Genomic DNA, 19,489 nt, shown 5'->3' with positions numbered 1-19,489 from the left:
ATGAAAAACGAGAACAACATAACTTCGCTTTTTAAGAGGTTGCAAAACGACTTGAATTCGGCGCAACCGGCCGAAGGTCACACCATGCGATTTATTGAAAAATTAGATGCTTCAAAACAGCAAAATAAACGCACAGGTTATTTTAAGTTCCTGAAACCGATAACAGCAATAGCCGCAGCACTTATATTAGGTTTTGCTTTGTTCACCATACTCTTGAAACCTGAAAAAGAAATGGATTTAGCCAATGTATCTCAGGAAATGGCCAATACTCAAAATTTCTTTTATCAAACCATCAGTACTGAGTTAAGAAAAATTGATTTAGAGCGCTCACCCGAAACCGAATCGATTATTAACGATGCTTTAAACGAAATAAAAAAGCTCGAATTAGAATACGAAACTTTAAAAACCGATTTAAAACAAAGCAACAACGATAAACGAGTAATTTACGCTATGATCAGTAACTTTCAAAGCAGAATTGAATTACTGCAGGCTGTATTAGAACAAATTGAAACAATAAAAGAATTTAAACATCAATCATATGAAAACAACAGGTTATAATTTTTTACTGATCTTTTTAATTAGTACCCTAACCGTCTTTTCAACTAATCAATGGAAAGGCAAGCACACCGAAGAAAAAACCATTAAAAAAGAGTACAGCGTTAACCGCGATGCGCTTTTAAAAGTGGTTAACAGCTATGGCAGCATCAACGTAGCCACTTACACCGGTAATAAAATTACTATTGAAGTACTCATTAAAACCAACGGTAATGACTTAGGCATGGTAAAAGAAAGATTGGACGATATTAGTGTTGATTTTTCCGGTACCGCAAGCCAGGTAAGCGCCATCACTAACATTAAAAAAAGAAGCGCCTCAAAATGGTGGAATTGGGGTAACAGTAACAATGTAAACATTGATATCACCTACACTATTAAACTACCAATTACCAATAGCGTGAATCTAGACAATAGTTATGGCAGCATCAATTTAGACACACTTGAAGGCACTGCAACTATTAATTGCGATTATGGTAAAATCACTACTAAAGAATTACTGGCACCCAATAATTCATTATCATTCGATTACACCAATAATACTTACTTTGAATACATTAACAGCGGTAAAATCAATGCCGATTACAGCAGTTTTACAGTGGCTAAAACAAAATCATTGCATTTAGAGGCCGATTATACCAAATCGGTTATTGAAATTGCAGAAGATGTCACCTATAATTGTGATTATGGTTCGCTAACCATTAATGAAGCCAATCATATTAAAGGTGAAAGCGATTATCTTACTATCAGATTTGGCAATATTTACAAAAGCCTTGATGCCGATGCTGATTATGGTTCGATTAAGATTGATGAATTAGGCAAGTTTATTGAACGCGTTAAAATAGACTCCGACTACGTTGGAATTACCATTGGCCTGCACAACGAAGCTGAATTTTTATTCAAAATAGATTTGGAGTACGCTTCATTAAAGCATCCTTCAAGTTTTGAGATTTTAAAACAAAATATTAAAAGTACTCAGAAGTATTACGAAGGATTTGTGAACAATAGTAATTCTAGTAATAGTGTTATCATCAATTCTGATTATGGTAGTGTTACCTTCAAATAAAATCAATCAAACTATAAAACAATATATTATGAAAAAAATAGCTCTCTTATCAGTTTTATTCTTGTTAACTATTAATTCGCATGCGCAATTTTGGGGTAATAACACCATTAAGGGCAACGGCGAAGTGACCACCGTAACGAGAACAACATCTAATTATGACGGTGTGAAATGCGCCGGTAGTTTTAACTTTATCCTAGTTTCAGGCAATGAAGGAAATATTACAATAGAAGGCGAATCTAATTTAATCGAACATATCATTACCGAAGTTAAAAACAATCAACTCATTATAAAGCCTGAAAATGGCATGAATTTAAGACCAAGCCGAAAATATACTATAACTGTAACCATTCCTGTTGAAGGTATTTCTGAAGTGTCTCTGGCAGGTTCTGGGAAATTATGGAACGAGCAGATTCTCACCTCTAATGAATTATCAGTACAATTAGCCGGATCTGGAGATATGAACCTAAGTTTGGCTAATAAAATGACTACTGCCAAAATAGCCGGTTCGGGTAATTTAAATCTATCGGGAAACACAACAGATTTAAAATTAGACCTTTCGGGTTCAGGCCGATTGAATGCATACGAATTAATTGCCAACAATGTAGAGGCTTCGGTTGCGGGTTCGGGTGATGTTCGCATCAATTGTCAGGATAACCTCAAAGCAAAAGTAGCCGGTTCGGGAGATATTGTATATAAAGGCAACCCTAAAACTGAAAACACCAATGTGGCAGGTTCAGGCTCTATTAAAAAAGCCAATTAAAAATCCAAGAAAGATTATTTGCCATTAATAAAATCGGGATTGAGTGTTTTTTTAGGCAAAGTCATTAAAATGATGAGACCTATGATAAAAAACGAGATTAAAAACAAAATAGAATAACGCATACTACCTGTAAGCTGGGCTATAAAACCATACATAAACATACCGATAACAATCCCTATTTTTTCAGCTACATCATAAAAGCTGAAATAGGAAGCTGTATCAACAGTATCTAAAGGTATTAACTTACTGTAAGTAGATCTCGATAAAGCCTGAATACCACCCATTACTACGCCAACGCAAGCTGCAATAATGTAGAATTGTGTTGGCGTTACTACAAAATAAGCAAAAGCGCAAATCACAATCCACATTGATATTACAATCATCAAGGTTTTGATATTCCCAATTTTTTCAGAAAGTTTGGCGGTGTAATTGGCTCCTAAAACAGCAATAAGTTGAATTAATAAAATACTAATTATTAAACCTGTTGTAGAATCCTGTGTTCCCCAATCTAATTCTTCAATAGCAAAATAAGTAGCAGCAATCATAATAGTTTGTACGGCCATACTATAGGTAAAAAACGCAGCGATGTATTTTTTTAAAACAATATCATCTTGTATGACTATCCATATTTTTCTTAATTCGTTAAGACCTGAAAGTAGCAATGAGCGCGTCACCTTCTGACCTTCGTGTGTTCCGGTGGGTAAATACTTAAATGTGTATTGTGCAAAACCCATCCACCAAATACCAACTAATACAAAGGCTATTCGTGTTGGTTGTCCGGCATCTTTAAAACCGAAAGCCTCGTATTTTAAAATCATTGCCAAATTGAGCAGCAACAGTATAACGCTACCAATATAACCTAAAGAAAATCCTTTTGCACTAATTTTATCCTGTTGCTCCGGAAAGGCAATATCTGGTAAATACGAATTATAAAAGACCAAACTACCCCAAAAACCAATCAAACCAAAGAAATAACAAAGTAATCCAAACCATAAATATTCTAGTGAAAACCAATACAAACCAATACAAGAGACTGCACCGAGATAACAAAAGAATTTCATAAAAGATTCTTTATTTCCTATAAAATCTGAAATTCCTGAGAGTACGGGCGACATGACCGAAATCACCAAAAAACTTAAGGCAGTGACATAACTAATCAAACTATCATTATTGAATTCGTAGCCTAAAAATTCAACAGTATCACTTAATATTTTGCCGGTTTCTTCGTCTTTAATAATGGTAAGTGCTCCATAAAAAATGGGGAATACCGCCGATGAAATCACTAACGGATACACAGAATTAGCCCAGTCGTAAAAAGCCCAGGCATTCAGTAATTTTTTATTTCCTTTTGGTAGATCCGACATAAAAAAAGCTGCTCATTTTGGTGAACAGCCCGAAAGATAATTAAATAAATTTGTTTACAATGGCGACAATGGTCTAAATGTAGTAATACCAAATTTGGCTGCTTCTTCTTTAGCCTTCGGTGCTAATTGTTGCAATTCTTTAATTCGAGTGTCATTGGCAGGGTGTGTGCTTAAAAACTCTGGTGGTGCTTGGCCACCACTAGCAGATGCCATACGTTTCCACAACTCGGCACCTTCATCAGGATTATATCCTGCCAGTGCTGATAAAATTAAACCAATACGGTCGGCTTCAGATTCATGTGATCTACTAAAAGGCAACATACCACCAACTGATGTAGTAATACCATAAGCTTGATTCCAAAGCGATAAATTTTCATCATTCTGAAGGGCAACATTTAAACCAATAGCACCAGCTTGTTGTAACATGCCGGCACTCATGCGCTGTTGACCGTGATTAGCCAAAGCGTGCGCTACTTCATGCCCCATAATGATGGCAACACCGGTTTCGTTTTGAGCAATGGGTAAAATACCGGTGTAAAACACAATCTTTCCGCCGGGCATACACCAGGCGTTTACGGTTTTATCATCCACCAAATTGTATTCCCATTTATAATCTTTTAAATAACCCTGGTAACCATTGGCATCTAACCAGCGTTCTGCTGCAATAGCTATGCGCTGGCCAACACGCTTGATCATTTCTGAATCTTTAGTACCTGTTACTACTTTATTTTGAGATAAAAATGAACTATACTGCTGAAATGAAGATGGAAATAAGCTATCGTTAGAAACTAAAGCCATCGTTTTTTTACCTGTGAATGGATTGGTAGCACATGAAAAATACAGCAGCACAAAAGCCGATAAAATGATATATCTTTTAATTGACATGATTGGAAAATTTAAAATCATCTAAAGTTAGTGAATGTCTACTAATTAAGAAGCATTTATTTTAAAAAGTCACAATTCATTATACTCCTTTGATGTGTATTTCGTTAAAATTCTTATCCACCACCAAACTATTTTTTCCATTCGGTTTAATTTGCTCTAACGGAATTTGAACGTTATCTATTTGAACTTCCTTGATTTCAAAAGGCAAACCATGAATGTTAACTTTAAAGGTTTCGTACGTTGTAATATACTTACCTTCTTTATGTTGCTGAATAATCAATTCGGTTGGTTTACCGGTTAATTTAAAGGTTCGCAAACTGTATCGTCCTTTAATATAGTCGTAACCGTCATGGGCATCATCAAATAACTGCGAGTCTTCTTTACCTTCAAAATAATAAACTGCCAAGGTCATTTGGTCTATTTCTTTTTCTCCAACATATTGCTGAACCGGATAAACCGGGATAATGGCACCGGCCTTGATAAAAAACGGCATACTATCTATATCGGCATCAGCCCACATTTCGCGTCCACCTTTTACAACCTTATCATTCCAGAAATTATACCATTTCCCTCTAGGTATAAACATTCTTCTGCCTTTGGCATTGGGTTCTAATATTGGGCAAATTAAAATTTGATTTCCGAAGATAAACTCATCGGTTCTGTAATGAGTTTGCTGATCGTCCTGATCATACAAAACCATAGATTTTAATAAGGGTTCACCATGGTCTACATAATTCCAAAATGCCGTGTATAAATAGGGTAATAACTGATAGCGTAGTTCAATAAATTTTCTCACAACGTTAGTAACTTCTTCATCGAATGACCAAGGTTCCTGATCTCCGTGATCACCTGAAGAATGCACTCTAAAAAACGGATGGAACGCCCCTAGTTGTACCCAACGTGCAAATAATTCGCCCGAGGGCTGTTCTGCAAATCCGCCAATATCGCTGCCTGCAAACGAAAAACCACTCATGGCCATGCGCTGCACCTGAATATTGGCAATCCATAAATGTTCCCAGGTGGCAACGTTATCGCCGGTCCATGTAGACGTGTATCGCTGCGTACCCGAATAAGCCGAACGTGTAATTACAAACGGACGCTTTGGATAGCAAAACTTTTTTAAACCGTGATACGTAGCACGGGCCATTTGCATACCGTAAATATTATGAGCCTTTCTATGACTGCACGGATTGCCATCGTAATCGTGGCGAACGTCGTCTGGAAAGGTTTTGTTGGGAACTTCCATCACGGCAGGCTCGTTCATGTCGTTCCAAACGCCTTTTACACCTATTTCTTCGATAAGCTCTTTAAACAACCCAGACCACCACTCTCTTACGTCGGGCCTTGTATAATCGGGAAAATAACATTCTCCCGGCCAAACTTTTCCTTTCATGTATGGTCCGTCGGCACGACGACAGAAATAGTCGTTTTTTAAACCTTCCTGATAAACCCAATAATCTTTATCAACTTTGATACCCGGATCAATAATAGCAACGGTTTTAAAACCTTGATCGGCTAATTCCTTCACCATTCTTTTAGGATCGGGAAAATAATCTTTGTTCCATGTAAAGCACCTAAAACCTTCCATATAATCTATGTCGAGATAAATGGCATCACAAGGTATTTTAAGATCTCTAAATTTAGCGGTCACCTCTTTAACCTTGCTTTCGGGATAGTAACTCCATTTACATTGATGAAATCCCAAAGCCCAAAGCGGTGGTAATGAATGTGGTTTACCGGTGAGATCTGTATAGTTCTCAATAACGTCGTTCATTTTTGGCCCGTAGATAAAATAGTAATTCATTTCACCGCCATGCGCCCAAAAACTGGTAACGTTGCGCTTTTCCTGAGCAAAATCAAAAAATACTCTAAAGGAGTTATCAAAGAAAATACCGTAGGCTTTTTTATGATGTAAGCCTATAAAAAAAGGAATGGCTTTGTAAATAGGGTCGGTTTCTTTGCCATAAGCATAAGAATCGGTGGCCCAGTTTTGAAAACGCTTGCCTTTAAGATTCATATGTTCTGATTTATCTCCTAAGCCGTAGTAACTTTCACCTTCGTTAGACACCTTACTCATCTTTACAATATCACCGCCATGCTCATAGCTCTCTTCCCAATGAAAACCTATTTCATCCTGATTTAACAGTGATTTGTCTTTAGCGTCGAAAATGGACACTTTTAAATCGCTTTTATTGATGTTACAAATGAGCTTAGAAGTTGTTATTTGAAAAGCATTGGTATGCTCTTCTATTTCGAGTTTGTTGTATCCTCTACTGGCATATTTGGTGATGGCGTATGAAAAATCTTTTTCAAATGAGCCTGTTGTAGTATATCTAAATCTGATAACGCTATCTCTCACAATGGTTATTTGTAAAACCACGTCGTTTGAAGTGAAAAAATAAAGCGTATCTACATCCTTTTTAAATTTGACGATATTGGCTGGCAACTGGTTGCCTTTATACTCTAAATCGGTATTGGTAATCATGCAAGTTTTTTTAAAATGCCGTAAAAGAAAGCAATTCTGTTAAATTTTGAAATAATAGTTATGACATATTATCAACTATAACGTTTGAGTTAAGTTGAAGCAAGGAATAAATAATTGAGTTTGAAAATTATTTATATTTAAATACAACTGCACCTAAGGGTGGAATATTAATTACTGCCGAAACATTTCTAAACTGGTGTGGTTGATCTTCAGACGAAACGATACCGTTTTTGTATTCGCCACTACCAAAATACTTTTTTAAATCGGTATTAAAAACTTCTTTTAATTCGCCGGACTTCGGCAAGCCAACGCGGTATTGATCTCTTGGTACCGGCGTCATGTTACAGGCTATAATTAGATTGTCATCTTCATTGTTAGCCTTTCTGATATAAACAAGCACCGAATTTTCCGCATCGTTGTAGTCGATCCATTCGAAACCTTCGGCAGAGAATTGCTTATCAAATAATGCCGGTTCTTTTTTGTAAAACTTGTTCAAATCTTTAATAAGCGATTGAACACCTTTATGTGGTTTGAACTGCAACAAATGCCAGTCTAAACTCTGCTGAAAGTTCCATTCTTCACTTTGTCCAAACTCGGCGCCCTGAAATAACAGCTTAGCTCCCGGATGTGTAAACATGTAAGTATAGAGCAATCGAAGGTTGGCAAATCTTTGCCACTCATCGCCCGGCATCCTACCTAAAATAGAACGTTTGCCATAAACCACCTCGTCGTGACTTAACGGTAGCATAAAGTTTTCTGTAAAAGCGTAAGTCATTGAAAACGTTAAGTCATTTTGGTGGTGTTTTCTATAAATGGGCTCTTTAGCAAAATATTGCAAGGTATCGTGCATCCAACCCATCATCCATTTCATTCCAAAACCTAAACCACCAATAAAGGTTGGTTTGGATACCATAGGAAATGAAGTAGATTCTTCGGCTATGGTTTGTACATCGGGGAAATTGGCGTAAACGGCCTCATTCATTTCTTTCATAAAAGCGATTGCTTCAAGATTTTCTCTACCACCAAACTGGTTGGGTTCCCATTCGCCATCGTCTCTTGAGTAATCTAAAAATAGCATGGACGCGACCGCATCTACTCTCAGCGCATCGGCATGATATTGTTCTAGCCAAAAAATAGCATTACTAATCAAAAATGATTTCACCTCATTCCTGCCATAGTTAAAAATTAAACTTTTCCAATCGGGGTGATAACCTTTGCGTTTATCGGGATGTTCGTAAAGACATGACCCATCAAAAAATCCAAGTCCGTGAGCATCTTCGGGGAAATGAGACGGCACCCAGTCTAAAATCACCCCTATATTATTCTGGTGCAGCTTATCGACCAATAATTTAAACTCTTCGGGGTAGCCAAATCTAGAGGTTGGCGCAAAATAACCGGTTAATTGATAGCCCCACGACGGATCATAAGGAAACTCCATAATGGGCATCAATTCTACGTGGGTGAAATTCATTTCTTTCACATAATCTACCAGTTCCTCGGCCAGTTCGGTGTAAGACAAAAATCGGTTGTTCTCAATTTTCCTGCGCCATGAACCTAAATGAACTTCGTAAACTGAAAAAGGCGCGTTTAAAGCGTTGTGTTTTGCCCTTTTTTTCATCCATGAATTATCGTCCCAAGAATAGGTGTCATCCCAAACAACCGAAGCTGTTTTTGGCGGATGTTCACTGCGTCTCGCGTAAGGATCGGCCTTTTCTGTTTTAATATCGTTATAATGACTGTGAATTTTGTATTTGTACAAATGGCCCTTTTTAACGCCTGGAATAAAACCTTCCCAGATTCCGCTACCATCCCATCTCACATTTAACTGGTGCTCACCTTCGAGCCAAAAATTAAAATCACCAATTACTGAAATACTCTTGGCACTTGGCGCCCATACAGCAAAATAAGTACCTTCAATTCCATTCACAGTTGTGATATGTGAGCCAAATTTTTCGTAAAGCTTGTAATGTTTGCCTGCCTGAAATAAATTAATATCGAATTCTGTAAACAAACTGTGTACTATAACTTCTGCCATAAATTAGTGATTTATAATATTTGAAATACCCTTTAAAGGAATTACAGCCCAGCGCGGTCTGGAGTTAAGCTCGTAACCCAATTCGTAAACGGCTTTTTCTAAAAGTGAATATTTGAGTAAAAATATGCGTTCTTGATGGTAACCAATATTGATATTGGCATTTTGAATTTCAACTATATAAGTTCCTAAAAATACACCTATTAAGTATTGGTATAGAATTTCGGCATATTGAAAGAGTTCTTCCTGTTCTTTCTTGTAAAGTGCAGCGTTGTTAAAAATGGTAGCGTAAATAGCGTAATGAAAAGACCTAAACATCCCGGCCACATCTTTAAGCGGTGGCTGCTTGACTTTTCTATCACGGATGGTGCTTTCAGGTTCGCCTTCAAAATCTAAAATGTAGAAATCGTCATCTTTAACCAGCACCTGACCCAAATGATAATCGCCATGCACACGCAAGCGCTCACCCTTTAGTCGTGTCCAGTCAAAATTTACGAATCGTTTTCTAATAATATTTTTGTTCTCAAGGAAATCTTCGGCTAACTCAAGAGCCAATCCATCTAATTTATGAAGGTTATTTTCAATAGTATTCAATCTGTTTTGAAACTGATATAACATTCTATTTTTTAACCAAACGGTATAGTCGCCGTTAAAACGTTCAGGTGTAAATCCCGTATCTTCAAATTCTGAACCTAAGGCAATATGCATTTCGGCGGTTCGTTTGGCCAGCGTTTGAACTTTGGTGATAATGTTTAAACCGGCCCAGTCTATTATTTGTGGCGGCACGTCTCTAAGTTCTAAACGTGAAAAATCCTCAACCTTTGGAAGGTTTGATAGTTTTACACTTTTAGTCTCTATAGTTAAAAAGACCTTGTGTAATTCTTTCAACATGTACTCCCATGCATCACCTTGATTGGGAACCAGTTGTTGCATTAGCGCTATGGTAATTTGTACATTATCGGCATCTGTAATATTAATGCTTCCAAGATATGCCGGTGTGTTTTTAAATTCCTTTTTTTCTGAAAGGAAACGGCTCATTTCGTAGTCTGGGTTTTTATCTGCGTAAATTCTTCTGAAGAACTTTAAAACATACTTCTCATTGTAAACAATAGAGGTATTGCTTTGTTCCATTCCCATAAATCGAGACGATTCGTAGTGACAATTATCAAACAGCAGGCTCTTGTGATATTGCACGCGTGTTTTATCGTTTGGAACTGCCGAAAGGATGCGCTCAAACACCAGTTTTCTAAAAGCTTCTAAGTTAATAGCATCTATAATAAAACCTTCCTGACCTTTAATACTAATAGGTAAAATTCGGTTGTCTTGCGCAAAATCAGGATCTGACACAAAAGCAATTGGTAAAAAATAATGCTGATAAAATGCTTCTTTAAAATTGACTTCAAGAATTAAACCGTAGTAAACTTCTTCGTTTTGCTGAATGCGAAAATACTCGGCCAATTCAATATATTTTAACTTGCTGGCTTTGCCACCGTACCAGCGTTGCTTGATGATGTAATATTCTAACACATCAGACAGGAAGATTTTGATGAAATCTTCGTTATCCATCAAGTCATTCCATTCTACATCAAAATTGTAGGGAGACAACAAGCTGGTTTTGTTAGATGTTTTTTTTGACATAATTATTTTAATATTCTAAAGATATGAAACGGTAAGGCCGGATGCAACTCTATAAAATTCCATTCATTCTGCCATGTATAACTACTATTGGTCACCAGGTCTTTAACCACCAGATGATGGCCTGAATTGATACCCAAATCTTGCAACGGTAATTGAACCGTACCTTGTTGTGCGTAATAAGCATCAAGACTTATTATAATCAACAATTCGTTTGTTTTATCTTGATTCCATTTATAAAACGCTATTAAATTTTGATTTTCAATGTGACAAAATTTAATGTTGTTGGTTTGCTGAAGCGCCTCATTTTCGTGTCTAATTCTGTTAATTTTTGAAATGATAGTGGTGAGCTTATTTTCTTTAAACCAATCGTAATGACATATTTGAAATTTTTCGGAATTTAAATATTCCTCTCTTCCGGGCAATGCATCGCTGATCATTTGCTCAAAAACAGGTCCGTAAATACCAATATTAGAACTTAAAGTAGCTGCCAAAGCATAGCGTTGCATAAATTTGGCTTCATTGGCACCTTGTAAATGGTATGGATTAATATCTGGTGTGTTGGGCCAGAAATTAGGACGCATGTATTCTTTTTGGTCGGTTTTGGTGAGCTCTTCCATATACTGGATTAACTCATGCTTGTTATCACGCCATGTAAAATAGGTGTAAGATTGTGTATAGCCTTGTTTTGCCAATTGGTGCATTATTTTTGGTCTCGTAAAGGCTTCGGCTAAAAACAACACGTCCGGATGTTTCTTTTTTACTTCGGAAATAATCCAGTTCCAGAAATAATAAGGTTTGGTATGTGGATTGTCGACTCTAAAAACGTGAATTCCGCAATCTATCCAATACATCATAACATCGAGACATTCGTTCCAAAGATTTTTATAATCTTCTGTTTCCCAATATATCGGTAAAATATCCTGATACTTTTTAGGAGGATTTTCAGCATATTGCACCGTACCGTCGGGACGCCATTTAAACCACTGCGGATGTTCTTTCACCCAAGGATGATCGGGTGCTGCCTGTAAAGCGTAATCCATAGCAATCTCAATGTTGTGCTCCTTGGCTTTTGCAATAAGCTGCTTAAAATCATCCAAACTTCCCAACTGTGGATGAATATCTTTATGACCGCCATATTGCGACCCTATACCCCAACAAGAGCCTACGTCGCCGTCTTTTGCTTGGGTGGTGTTGTTTTTTCCCTTTCGGTTAACTTCACCTATGGGATGAATTGGTGGAAAATACAACGTATCAAAACCCATTTGCTCTACTCTGGGCAACAAACGCTCGCAGTCTTTAAAAGTACCGTGAACTCCCGGTTGCTCTGATGCCGACCGTGTAAAAAATTCATACCAAGTACTAAATCTGGCCTTTAACCTGTCTACATATATATTGTAGTCTTTTGAGGTATTGGCCAAATGCTTTTCGGGGTGATTGTAAAAAATATGATGCAATCTTTCGCTTCTGGCTTCTGTGATGGCTTCATTATATCTGGAAGCATCTTCGAATATATCGATACAGTACTGCAAATAACCGGCATCGGCTTTAGAGACTTTATCCAATAGCGGCTTTAAATACAAAATACCTTCGAGTAATTCGGATTTAACCTGTTGACCATCCTCAATTTTCCGCTCAATGCCATGTTGCCAGTTTAGGGCGTAATCTACCCAGCCTTCGACCTTGTAGGTATAAAAACCTTGTTTTTCAACTATAAAACTACCTTGCCACTCGTCGTTAACACTGTGGTGTAATCTGGATTCTCTCCAGTTTTTTTCCTTTTCGTGCTTATAAAGTACCGATGCAGAGATAACATCGTGACCGTCAACCAGCACATGCGCTTCAATATTTACAATTTCGTTTACAACTCTTTTTATAAAAAACTCACCGTTGTTGATTTGCGGTGAAACATAGTCTATAACTACTCGGCATTGATTTTGCATATAAATACAACTAATTATCGGGGTAAAAATATAAAATTAATCATGATAAAAAATTACTGCTCTGAAGTTATATATATTAAAGTTTAAAGCCTTTTTGAATCACAGCACCTTTCTTAACAACTACAATTCCGTCTTTAATGGTGTAATTTTCAGTTTCTGCATCAGGTAAATGTTTACCGCCATTAATATGCACGTCGTCTCCAATTCTGCAATTCTTATCGACGATACAATTATTAATAACACAGCGCTCACCCACTCCCATTAATATTTCTACGTGATTGGCAGCAATTTCATCAAGTGTTTCATACTGGTCACTACCCATCAAATAGGTATTGGTAATAACCGAATCTTTTCCTATTCTTGAACGAATGCCAATCACAGATTTTTCAATCCTGGCAGCGTGAATTATGCAACCATCACCAATAACGGCATTTTTCAATTCGGTACCACTAATTTTCGAGGTTGGCAACATGCGCGCGTGAGTGTAGATGCGCTTTTCTTTGTCGTATAGATTGAATTTTGGAATATCATCGGTTAGGCCAATATTGGCTTCAAAAAAGGATTCAATATTTCCTATATCTGTCCAGTAACCCGGATATTGGTAGCTTATGACTTTATGAGTACCAATAGACTGCGGAATGATTTCTTTACCAAAATCAACTGTATGAGGGTTGTTCATTAAGTCTATTAAAACATCTCTGTTAAAAATGTAAATACCCATTGATGCCAGATATTCTCTACCAACGTTTTTCATGTCATCTGAAACATCAGATTCCCAACCGGGTAATTGATCGGCTGATGGTTTTTCAATAAACGATGTAATAACTTGTTCATTATCAGATTTTAAAATACCAAAAGAAGTAGCTTCTTTGGCATTTACCGGTTGTGTAGCAATCGAAATATGCGCATTAGATTTGATGTGCTGCTCAATCATTTCATTAAAATCCATTTGATATAACTGGTCGCCAGACAGTATGAGTGCATATTCAAAATCATGATTTAAAAAGTGATGCATGCTTTGTCTAACCGCATCGGCAGTACCTTGAAACCATTCGTTACTGCTAATGGTTTGTTCTGCTGCCAAAACATCTACAAAAGCCGAGCTGAAAAAACTAAAATGGTAGGTGTTTTTAATATGTCGGTTTAACGAGGCAGAATTAAACTGGGTTAAAACGTACATTCTTTTAAGATTACAGTTAATGCAATTGGAAATAGGAATATCTACCAATCTGTATTTTCCGGCTATTGAAACAGCGGGTTTTGAGCGTTTTTCGGTTAGTGGAAACAATCGTGACCCTTGTCCGCCACCAAGAATGATATTTAATACTTTTTCGTTGTACATAATTAGCTGATTAATTTTTTATATAATGATTTAGTTTCTTCTGCAATGGCTATCCAGTCGAAGGTAGTTTCTACGCGCTCTCGTCCTTTTTTCGCCATGGTTTCTCTCAAGTTTTTATCGGCTACCAATTTATTAACTCCGGCAGCCAAATCTCTTGAAAATTGATCGGGATTTACAGGTTCAAAAGGCGCTTCTTTTTGTTGTTCTAATGACACCAAAATTCCGGTTTCACCATCAATTACCACTTCCTTTATACCACCAACAGCACTGGCAACTACAGCGGTATTGCATGCCATGGCCTCGATGTTAATAATTCCGAAGGGTTCGTATATAGACGGACAGCAAAACACTGCCGCATGAGAGTACAACTGAATAACACTGTCTTTATCGAGCATTTCCTCTATCCAGATTACGTTGTTGCGTTCTTGTTGTACAAGCTTAACGCTTTGTTCCATTTCTCGGGCAATTTCAGGAGTATCAGGAGCGCCGGCACAAAGCACAATTTGAGTGTTTTTATCTATATACTTAATGGCATTGACCAAATGAATAATCCCTTTTTGTCTTGTAATGCGGCCAACAAACAACACATAGGGTAAGGTTTTATCAATACCATATTTATCCAATACATCGGTTTGAGAAACGGTTACATATTGCTTTAAATCGATACCGTTGTAAATAACCTGAATTTTATTTTCATCAACATTAAAATGATCTAACACCTCTTGTTTGGTTCCTTTCGATACCGCTATGATGGCATCAGCCATTTCTATAGCAGTTTTTTCAATCCAGCTCGACATATCGTAACCACGTCCTAATTGTTCTCGTTTCCATGGCCGCAATGGTTCTAATGAATGCGTGGTAATTACCAGCGGAATACCATAACAAAGCTTAGCTACGATTCCCGCAAATTGTGCATACCAAGTATGACAGTGTACAATTTGAGCGCTTGTTGGTTCAGAATTCATTAAAATCGAGGTTTGCAGGGTTTTAAAAACCGATTGAAGCTCTGACGTAGAATTCTTAAAATCGTTTCCTCCAAAAGCAATTCCCTTCACGTCAAGATTGGTCGATGTTTCATTTTGCTCACCAAAGCAACGTACTTCTACCTGCATAATTTTTGAAAGTTCTCGCGCTAAATATTCAACGTGAACACCGGCACCACCGTAGACATTAGGCGGATATTCTCTTGTGTAAAAAAGTACTTTCATTGGTTTAAGTTACTAATATGATTTATAATATATTGTTTTTAAGGTTTTTAAAAGATTTAAAGAGGTTTATTAGTTTATTTTTGTGAATTTCTAAAAATCAAAATTCTAAATTTATATAAAACACTTTTATAATCCTTAAAAATACGAATAATTTAAAAGTTTTTTTGGTTTATTCTGTATTAATAATAGGTTAAATCGGTTATCACTTAATGGCTTAGTTTTTATCTTTACAAAAAAAAAGAAATGAAAAAAATAGCCCTTAGCCTTCTCACTGTTTTTCTTTTTAGTTGCAATGGAAAAGCGCAACAAACTGACGAGAAGAAAGAAACCTTTAAAGTAACTAAAACCGAAGCTGAGTGGAAAGCGCAGCTAACAGATTTACAATATTATGTTATGCGCGAAGCAGGCACCGAAAGACCGTGGTCAAGTGCTCTTAACAAGAACTACGACAAAGGTATTTATGCATGTGCGGCTTGTAAAACTCCGCTATTTAAGAGCGAACATAAATTCGACTCCGGTAGTGGCTGGCCGAGTTTTGACCGCGAAATTAAGGGAAATGTTGCCTTTTCAACCGATTACGATTTGGGTTATCCAAGAACCGAAGAACACTGTGCCTCTTGTGGTAGTCATTTAGGTCATGTATTTAACGATGGACCGCGTAATACTACAGGAAAAAGACACTGCATCAACGGTGTGGCTTTGGAGTTTATTCCGACAAACACCAACAAACCATAAGCAACCGGCACAAGACTTTTTGCCGTTGTTAGTTTTCAGAATATATTTTGAACCTGCTTTATGGTGAATTCAGTTTTGAATTTTATAAATTTGTGCTTTCATAAATTTTAAGCATCAACTCATGAGTAAATACGATATTATTGTTCTGGGAAGTGGTCCCGGAGGTTATGTTACTGCAATTCGCGCTTCGCAATTAGGCTTTAAAGTTGCCATTGTTGAAAAAGAAAGTTTAGGCGGCGTTTGCCTTAACTGGGGTTGCATTCCAACCAAAGCGTTGCTAAAATCGGCACAGGTTTTTGAATACCTTAATCATGCCGAGGATTACGGTTTAACTGTTAAAGGCGCCGATAAGGATTTCAATGCCGTGGTTAAACGCAGTAGAAACGTTGCCGATGGTATGAGTAAAGGTGTTCAGTTTTTAATGAAGAAAAACAAAATTGAGGTTATTGAAGGTTTTGGTAAAGTAAAACCCGGCAAAAAGGTAGAGGTTGACGGAAAAGAATACAGTGCCGACCACATCATTATTGCTACGGGTGCTCGCTCAAGAGAATTGCCAAGCTTACCGCAAGACGGCGAAAAAGTAATTGGTTATAGAAAGGCCATGACCTTAGAAAAGCAACCTGGAAAAATGATTATAGTAGGTTCAGGAGCTATTGGTGTTGAATTTGCCTATTTCTATAACGCTATGGGAACTGAGGTCACCATAGTTGAATATATGCCCAATATTGTGCCGGTTGAAGATGAAGAAGTTTCAAAACAATTAGAGCGTTCATTTAAGAAAAGTGGCATGAAAATTATGACTTCTTCTGAAGTGACTAAGGTAGATACTTCAGGAAAAGGAGTAAAAGCTACGGTAAAAACTTCCAAGGGTGAAGAAGTATTAGAAGCAGACATATTACTATCTGCAGTTGGCATCAAATCTAATATTGAAAATATTGGTTTAGAAGATGTGGGTATTGCAATAGACAGAGATAAAGTATTGGTAAATAAATACTACCAAACTAATATTCCGGGATATTATGCCATAGGCGATATTACATCCGGACAAGCATTGGCTCACGTTGCCTCGGCTGAAGGTATTTTGTGTGTTGAAAAAATTGCCGGTCACCACGTTGAACCCATTGATTACGGCAACGTACCCGGTTGTACTTACTGTTCACCTGAGATTGCCAGTGTTGGTTTAACCGAAAAGCAAGCCAAAGAACAGGGCTACGATATTAAAGTTGGAAAGTTTCCGTTTTCTGCCTCCGGAAAAGCAAGTGCTTCGGGTGCTAAAGACGGATTTGTAAAGGTAATTTTTGATGCCAAATATGGCGAATGGTTAGGCTGCCACATGATTGGTGCAGGCGTTACCGATATGATTGCGGAAGCTGTTTTAGGAAGAAAGCTAGAAACTACCGGGCATGAAGTATTAAAAACTATTCACCCGCATCCAACCATGAGCGAAGCGGTAATGGAAGCCGTTGCAGATGCTTATGATGAAGTTATACACTTGTAATTAAAACACTTGTAAACCACTTGTAAACCACTTGTAATTTGGCAACAAGATCCTTGTAACTTGTAAAACTTGTTGCCCATTTAAAGACTGTCTGAAAAGGCAGTCTTTTTTTTATAGCTTATATCCCAAACCAAAAAACAACCCGTTGGGTGTGATTTCTTCGAAGCCTAAAGTAAATTTGATATGCGCATCAAGTTTAGGTGTAATATTATAGGCGGTACTTATATCGCCTCTTATTTTCAATTTGGCATTAAAAAAATCAAAGAAATAGTTTAAACTCGGCCCGGCCAGAAGGTGCAAATTATTAGCGATTTGGTACTTGGCATAAATGGGTGCGTTAATAAAATTAAAATCGTTTATGGCAATGTACAAAACTTCCGGTTGGATTGAGAAAAACTCGTTGACATGAAAATCCATAAAAACACCACCGTAAAAACCGGTTTGTGTTTCAACGCTATCTCCAAAATTAGCTTCGGTGACTTTAAAAAAGGTAAGGTTGAGTCCGCCTTTAACACCAAAATCTGAATCAACTTGAGCTATAGACGACGTGAAAAAACAAAAACAAGCCAATAATTTAATGTATAACTTTTTCATTCGGTTGGAATTTTAAATTTGAAAGGTTAAGTTACAACGCATCAGCGAGGTATTTATTCTTTTTTAGAAAACTATAACTTTAAAAAGACCATTTTTAATGTTTTAGTTACCGAAGCATATTTCAACAAGCAATTATTATCTCACAGATAACATTAGGAGTAAAAACTGATTTCTCAAAGTAGCAAAAAAAAATCTGTGTTAATCTGTGCCATCTGTGAGAAAAAAAATAAATCTAAAGTAAAAGTTCTCTCTTTATTTCAAAAAACTCTCAATCGCCAATTCGTAGCTTTGCATTCCAAAGCCGATAATCACACCTTTTGCATTGGGTGAAATATAAGAAGTATGTCTAAAAGCCTCACGCGAAAAGGTATTTGAAATATGCACTTCAACAACCGGCGTTTTAATGCCTTTTACAGCATCGCCAATACCAACAGAAGTGTGCGTGTAAGCAGCGGCATTGAGAATGACACCGTCATAACTAAAACCAACTTCGTGGAGTTTATCGATAATTTCACCTTCAATATTAGACTGAAAGTACTGCAAATCTACATGTGAATATTTCTTTTGAAGTAGATTTAAAAAATCGGTAAACGATAAATCGCCGTAAATCTCAGGTTCGCGAACCCCGAGGAGATTTAGATTTGGACCGTTGATGATGATGAGTTTTTTCATGTTGTAAAATTACAAAAGAAACTAATTAAAAAAAGGAAGCCGATTGGCTTCCTTTCTTAATATTTCAGTTTACGGATATTAGAATCCAAATTGAAGTCCGAGGGTAAGTACATCAAACGAACCACCATCAAGGCTAATTCCTCTGTAAGCTGCTACAAGATCCAGGGAATCAGAAAAACTATACTCAAGTCTTGGGGCATAATAAAAACCACCATCATTCCCACTTGGTGAAAGACCGATAGCATAGCCTAAGTCAACACCCACGGCAAAGTCGTCGGTAAAAGAATAGCGAGCAGCACCTGCTATTGGTAAAAATAATGCATCATCAACATCGAATGAACCAAATTCACCTAAGTCAATTGAATCTCCAAAATTGTAAGACAATCCGGTAGCCAGACCTGCTTGGAAACTGTCAGCCACATCCCATAAGTAACTCAAGTCGGCAGTAATATTAAAAGTGTAGGCATCACCTGCATCACCAACAGGCAAACCAAGATTAATACCACCTTTAAATTCTTGCGCATTCACCTGAGCAAATGCAAAAACTGCAAACGCAGCAATCATTAATTTTTTCATAATTTTTAAGTTTTAAAATTGATAATGCTAACTTATAACATTTTTGTTATAGTTGATAATATTGAGTTAACATTATTAACCTATTTATTAACAATAATACGTATTTATATGATTATTAATTATTTAAATATTAAGTTATTAA

Annotated in this window: 16 protein-coding genes; 5 read left to right on the top strand and 11 right to left on the bottom strand. The window is 36.9% G+C overall.

Annotated elements, in window-relative coordinates:
* Genes FJ651_RS13210 through FJ651_RS13200 form a run of 3 tightly spaced genes read left to right on the top strand, consistent with a single transcriptional unit; the run spans window position 1 to window position 2,378 of the window.
* On the top strand, window positions 1–558 hold the full coding sequence (locus FJ651_RS13210; protein ID WP_140991007.1) for a hypothetical protein: 558 nt from the start codon (window positions 1–3) through the stop codon (window positions 556–558).
* The gene (locus FJ651_RS13205; RefSeq protein WP_140991006.1) at window positions 539–1,618 is read left to right on the top strand and encodes a hypothetical protein; all 1,080 of its coding nucleotides are present in this window, start codon (window positions 539–541) and stop codon (window positions 1,616–1,618) included. The genes FJ651_RS13210 and FJ651_RS13205 overlap by 20 nt, the downstream gene beginning before the upstream one ends.
* Before the next feature lie 28 nt (window positions 1,619–1,646).
* Window positions 1,647–2,378, top strand: coding sequence for a head GIN domain-containing protein (locus tag FJ651_RS13200; RefSeq protein WP_216746150.1), 732 nt, complete (start codon window positions 1,647–1,649; stop codon window positions 2,376–2,378).
* A 14-nt stretch (window positions 2,379–2,392) separates the two neighbouring features.
* On the opposite strand, the gene FJ651_RS13195 is transcribed toward FJ651_RS13200, so the two are convergent.
* From FJ651_RS13195 to glgA, 8 genes are all read right to left on the bottom strand, one after another.
* The gene (locus FJ651_RS13195) at window positions 2,393–3,742 is read right to left on the bottom strand and encodes an MFS transporter (protein ID WP_140991004.1); all 1,350 of its coding nucleotides are present in this window, start codon (window positions 3,740–3,742) and stop codon (window positions 2,393–2,395) included.
* A gap of 54 nt (window positions 3,743–3,796) precedes the next feature.
* The gene (locus tag FJ651_RS13190) at window positions 3,797–4,627 is read right to left on the bottom strand and encodes a M48 family metallopeptidase (protein ID WP_140991003.1); all 831 of its coding nucleotides are present in this window, start codon (window positions 4,625–4,627) and stop codon (window positions 3,797–3,799) included.
* Window positions 4,628–4,706: 79 nt separating this feature from the next.
* A complete protein-coding gene (locus tag FJ651_RS13185) occupies window positions 4,707–7,112 on the bottom strand; it encodes a glycoside hydrolase family 31 protein (RefSeq protein ID WP_140991002.1) in 2,406 nt (801 codons plus the stop codon).
* Window positions 7,113–7,239: 127 nt separating this feature from the next.
* Entirely contained in the window at window positions 7,240–9,147 is a 1,908-nt protein-coding gene (glgB, locus tag FJ651_RS13180; RefSeq protein WP_140991001.1) for a 1,4-alpha-glucan branching protein GlgB, read from the bottom strand.
* A gap of 3 nt (window positions 9,148–9,150) precedes the next feature.
* Window positions 9,151–10,782: a maltokinase N-terminal cap-like domain-containing protein gene (locus FJ651_RS13175; protein ID WP_140991000.1), complete on the bottom strand. Its 1,632-nt coding sequence runs from the start codon at window positions 10,780–10,782 to the stop codon at window positions 9,151–9,153.
* A gap of 2 nt (window positions 10,783–10,784) precedes the next feature.
* A complete protein-coding gene (locus FJ651_RS13170; protein ID WP_140990999.1) occupies window positions 10,785–12,722 on the bottom strand; it encodes an alpha-1,4-glucan--maltose-1-phosphate maltosyltransferase in 1,938 nt (645 codons plus the stop codon).
* Window positions 12,723–12,798: 76 nt separating this feature from the next.
* Complete coding sequence (locus FJ651_RS13165) at window positions 12,799–14,064, bottom strand: glucose-1-phosphate adenylyltransferase (protein ID WP_140990998.1); 1,266 nt, start codon at window positions 14,062–14,064, stop codon at window positions 12,799–12,801.
* A 2-nt stretch (window positions 14,065–14,066) separates the two neighbouring features.
* Entirely contained in the window at window positions 14,067–15,272 is a 1,206-nt protein-coding gene (gene glgA / locus FJ651_RS13160; protein ID WP_140990997.1) for a glycogen synthase, read from the bottom strand.
* A 243-nt stretch (window positions 15,273–15,515) separates the two neighbouring features.
* On the opposite strand from glgA, the gene msrB reads away from it, so the two are divergent.
* Window positions 15,516–16,007 carry a peptide-methionine (R)-S-oxide reductase MsrB gene (gene msrB, locus FJ651_RS13155; RefSeq protein WP_140990996.1) on the top strand — a complete coding sequence of 164 codons (492 nt, stop codon included), beginning with the start codon at window positions 15,516–15,518 and terminating at the stop codon, window positions 16,005–16,007.
* Window positions 16,008–16,128: 121 nt separating this feature from the next.
* Window positions 16,129–17,505 carry a dihydrolipoyl dehydrogenase gene (lpdA, locus tag FJ651_RS13150; protein WP_140990995.1) on the top strand — a complete coding sequence of 459 codons (1,377 nt, stop codon included), beginning with the start codon at window positions 16,129–16,131 and terminating at the stop codon, window positions 17,503–17,505.
* 111 nt (window positions 17,506–17,616) lie between these two features.
* On the opposite strand, the gene FJ651_RS13145 is transcribed toward lpdA, so the two are convergent.
* The 3 genes from FJ651_RS13145 to FJ651_RS13135 all read right to left on the bottom strand — a co-directional run bounded on the left by FJ651_RS13145 (window position 17,617) and on the right by FJ651_RS13135 (window position 19,347).
* Window positions 17,617–18,099: an outer membrane beta-barrel protein gene (locus FJ651_RS13145; protein WP_140990994.1), complete on the bottom strand. Its 483-nt coding sequence runs from the start codon at window positions 18,097–18,099 to the stop codon at window positions 17,617–17,619.
* A 252-nt stretch (window positions 18,100–18,351) separates the two neighbouring features.
* Complete coding sequence (gene aroQ / locus FJ651_RS13140; protein ID WP_140990993.1) at window positions 18,352–18,771, bottom strand: type II 3-dehydroquinate dehydratase; 420 nt, start codon at window positions 18,769–18,771, stop codon at window positions 18,352–18,354.
* Between the two features lie 78 nt (window positions 18,772–18,849).
* On the bottom strand, window positions 18,850–19,347 hold the full coding sequence (locus tag FJ651_RS13135) for an outer membrane beta-barrel protein (RefSeq protein ID WP_140990992.1): 498 nt from the start codon (window positions 19,345–19,347) through the stop codon (window positions 18,850–18,852).
* Window positions 19,348–19,489: the final 142 nt, after the last annotated feature.

Source organism: Paucihalobacter ruber, from assembly GCF_006494535.1.
GTDB classification, from domain to species: domain Bacteria; phylum Bacteroidota; class Bacteroidia; order Flavobacteriales; family Flavobacteriaceae; genus Paucihalobacter; species Paucihalobacter ruber.
This window is presented reverse-complemented; position numbering and strand designations above follow the sequence as displayed.